3 protein-coding genes are annotated in these 4,180 nt (G+C 44.8%); all 3 read left to right on the forward strand.

Annotated features, from left to right (window positions below):
• A partial coding sequence (locus BN587_RS11625) for a potassium transporter TrkG (protein ID WP_044483870.1) occupies positions 1 to 393 on the forward strand: 393 nt, incomplete at its 5' end.
• A gap of 18 nt (positions 394 to 411) precedes the next feature.
• Positions 412 to 1,872: a TrkH family potassium uptake protein gene (locus BN587_RS00535; protein WP_021719221.1), complete on the forward strand. Its 1,461-nt coding sequence runs from the start codon at positions 412 to 414 to the stop codon at positions 1,870 to 1,872.
• A 283-nt stretch (positions 1,873 to 2,155) separates the two neighbouring features.
• Entirely contained in the window at positions 2,156 to 3,838 is a 1,683-nt protein-coding gene (locus BN587_RS00540; RefSeq protein WP_021719222.1) for an AAA family ATPase, read from the forward strand.
• The last annotated feature ends 342 nt before the right edge of the window (positions 3,839 to 4,180 follow it).

A 4,180-nucleotide genomic window follows, 5' to 3' on the forward strand; every position in this document is an offset into this window, starting at 1 on the left:
GTTATCCTGCTGAAGGCAGGCTGGGCAGAGCTGTTGCGTACTCTGCACCCGCGCATCGTTTATTCCATCAGAATGGGTGAGCGCGAAATCAACCCGATTATCGTCGGCAATATTACGCGTTTCTTCTTCCTGTATATTTTGGTGTTTATTGTGCTGACTATCCTGATTTCCCTGTCGGGGATACCGATAATGGAATCAATGGGCTTGATTGCTGCCTGCATGAGCAGCGTTGGTCCGGCTTTCGGTATCGTCGGCCCGACATCTACCTATAATTGCCTTTCCGATTGGGCACGTTTCATCAGCATTTGGGCGATGATTTTGGGACGTCTGGAAATTTTTACGCTGCTGGTTATCATGCGCCCGGATTTTTGGCGCGATAAGCAGAACTGGTAACGGCAGGAGGTATAGAAGATGAATGCAAAGGTTATAATATATCTCCTGGGAAAAATTTCTGCCGGCCTGGCAATTGCACAGCTGTTGCCGCTTTTGATGTCTGTTGTTTACGGCGAATATGCTACCTCCAGAACCTTTATCTTTTCCATAGCGGTAGCTGTTATTTTGGCCGGAATCTTTGATTACTATGGTGACGGTAGAGGAGCACGTAATTTATCCGTGCGCGAGGGTATCGGCACGGTATTCTTTTCGTGGCTTCTGGCCGCTGCTTTGGGTGCACTGCCATATTGCTTTGACGGCATTTTGAACCCTGCCGCTGCCTATTTTGAAAGTATGTCCGGACTGACCACTACCGGCGCAACAGCGATTGCCAATCTTGATATCGTATCGCGCAGTTTGCTTTTGTGGCGCACGCTGACGCACTGGATTGGCGGTATCGGCATCATCGTGCTGTTCGTAGCGCTCTTGCCGCAGATTGCCGGTGGTGCAGTGTATCTTTTCAATGCGGAGGTCAGCGGCTTTTCCAACAGCCGTATTCTGCCGCGTATCCGTACAACTGCAGTAGCGTTGTTTTATATCTATCTGTTGTTTACGATTATTCTCACCGGTATGCTGGCAATTTTGGGCATGAGCACCTATGATGCTGTTAACCATGCCTGCTCTGCAATTGCTACCGGCGGTTTTTCACCTTATAACGACAGTATCGCGCATTTCCACAGTGCTGGTATTGAAATCGTCACCGGTCTGTTTATGATTTTGGCGGCAGGTAACTTTGCCTTGTACTATCAGGTTACGCAAATCGGTCTGAAGGTTTTGTGGCATGATCTGGAATTCAAAAGCTACATTGTGATGCTTACTATTTTTACTGCCTTAATTAGCATCAACATCATTATGGTGAATGGTTACAGTGTGGCAGACGGCGTACGTGAAGCCTTCTTCCAGGTGGCTTCCTTTGGCAGCACTACGGGCTATGTTTCGGCGGACTACGACCAGTGGCCGTCCTTTTCCAAGCTCGTTTTGGCTGTAACCTTCCTGACAGGCGGCTGCGCAGGCTCTACTGCCGGCGGTATTAAGGTCTGCCGTTTTATCGTACTGCTGAAAACTGTCATGGCGGAGCTGCGTCGCACTATGCATCCTCAGATGCTGCTCAACGTTTACTACGCTAAAAGACGTCTGCCGACAGAAACGATTATCAACGTCAGCCGTTTCTTTTTCGTTTATGTTCTGGTTATCGCTGTTTTGACTATGCTGCTCTGCTTAAGCGGTGTAGATGTAGACGAGGCCGTTTTCGGCGTGGCCTCCTGTATTTCCAGTGTCGGTCCTGCCTTTGGCAGCATTGGCGCTACGGGTAACTATGCCGGTGTTACCGGTATGGGACAGCTGACGCTGGCGTTGGCTATGCTTTTGGGACGCTTGGAGCTGTTTACAGTGCTGGCATTGCTCCGTGGTGAATACTGGCGCAGCAGCAAGAGATGGTAAAGTGAATATTGTGGGATGAATAAAGTAAATCCGATGTGCTGTAGAAGCGGTGCGTCGGATTTTTGTTTGGGGGGGGTTTTAATATATACTAAGAGACTTGAGGTTCGGTTATGATAAAAACAGCTAATCCTTACTTAATTCAGCTGTTTATCCATAGTGATAAATAAATGTTGGCTTTACGATAAATTCGGCTCGCTAGTATTTGTTGTTTTAAAATGATATAATATTACTAGATTTTGCGAACGGACAAGAATTTAATGCTTTAGTGTAGGAGGGGACGAAGGTGGACAAGTGCAGATTGCCGTTAGGAGTAGAATTTTTTGATACAATCCGCAAGGAACAATATTATTATATTGATAAGACTGGTCTGATTAGTGATTTAGAAAAGCGTATGGGCAAGGTGAATCTGTTTACGCGTCCCAGACGCTTTGGTAAAACCTTAAATATGAGTATGCTGCAATGCTTTTATGAGTTGGGCACAGACAGCAGTCTGTTTGATGGACTCCGGATTGCGCAGGATAAAGACTTATGCGAGCAATGCTTGGGACAGTTCCCGTTGATTTTTTTGACTCTGAAGGATGTAGAAGGACTTGGCTACTGCAATGCAGAGGCAAATTTATCGCGTCTTATGCAGCTGGAGGCATTGCGACATGAGGAGCTGAAGACTAGTGATAAACTCCTGCCTGAAGAGCTGACTGCCTACACCGCTTTGTGTAACGGATTACAGGGAGAAGCATTGGCGGACAGCTTACGTCTTTTGACACAGCTTTTGGCAAGGCATTACGAGCGTGAGGTAGTTGTACTGATTGATGAATATGATGTTCCGTTGGCAAAAGCCTATCACGCAGGCTATTATAAAGAAATGACGGCGCTATTGCGTACCTTTTGGGGTAAGGCTCTGAAGACTAACAGCTATTTATACAGAGCGGTGCTTACAGGCTGCTTGCGTGTGTCCAAGGAAAGTATTTTTACAGGTCTGAACAACTTTATCATCAATACAATAGTTGATGAGGGAGCAGAGGAGTATTTTGGCTTTACACCGGACGAGGTTGATGGGTTGATGCATTACTACGCTATTGAAAAGCATGCTTCCGTAATGAAGGAATGGTATGACGGGTATCGCTTTGGCAAGGCAGAGATTTATTGTCCTTGGGACGTGATTAATTATGCCAACAAGCTGCGGTTTAATAATGCGGCTGCGCCAGAGGCTTTTTGGGTTAATACTAGTGGTAATGAGCTTGTACAGCATTTTGTCCATAAGGCAGACAAAAATACTAAGAATGAATTGGAGCAGCTATTAGATGGAGAATGTATAGAGAAAAGCTTGCGTCTGGATTTGACGTATGATGAGCTTGACCGTTCTATTGATAACTTGTGGAGTGTGCTTTTTACTACGGGTTATCTCACTACAAGTGGTGGAGCAGTCAATGGTATGTATAAATTGAAGCTTCCGAACCGGGAAGTGCGCGAGGTTTTCCTACACAAAATCAAGGAATGGTTTGATAATGAGCTGGTGCGTAAATCATCTGTGACCAATGAACTGAATCAGGCGCTGGCAAGCGGTGATGCTGTTTCGGTGGAGAAAAAGCTGAATCTTATTATGAGCAGGATGATCAGCATTATGGATACTAAAGCCAAGGAAGCGCAGAAGGAGAACTTTTATCATGGTCTGCTTTTGGGTTTGCTGCGCAGTGAGCCGGAATGGCTTGTTTTATCTAATGCAGAATCTGGTGATGGCTTCAGCGATATTCTTGTGGAAACGGAAGAGCCTGATACTGGAATTGTTATAGAAGTAAAGTATGCAGCTGCTTTTGGTGAACTTGATGGTGCTTGCAAAAAGGCACTAGAGCAGATAAGAGAGCGCCGTTACGACGAACGGTTGCGCAATGAAGGAAGAACGCATATCTATGCTTATGCGATAGCCTTTCATAAGAAACGCTGTAGGGTTGCAGTGGAGCTGTTGTAAAAAAAGAGACCTGGAGTACTGAGAAAAGCGTGCTCCAGGTTTTTGTTTTATGGGAGAAGTTGTTTTTTCGTTAGACAAGCGATTTACAATGCGCACCTTTTTTGCCATGTAAGTATAAGTCAGTTGATTTATTACTTAATTAGTATTAAAATTTTGCATCTGCGTCATATTTTACGCTTACTTTTATTCTCGTGAACTTTAGGTAGATCAAGTGTTTAGATGGGGTTTACAAGTGGGAAGTTTGAGTTAAATACTTGATTAAATTTAGTTGTATTATGTCTTTAAGTGTACGATATCATCTTTGGATTATTGAATGGTAGATTGTATAATCAACTTGAACAA

Origin of the sequence: Phascolarctobacterium succinatutens CAG:287 (assembly GCF_000434895.1) — a bacterium.
In the GTDB taxonomy this organism is placed as follows: domain Bacteria; phylum Bacillota; class Negativicutes; order Acidaminococcales; family Acidaminococcaceae; genus Phascolarctobacterium_A; species Phascolarctobacterium_A succinatutens_A.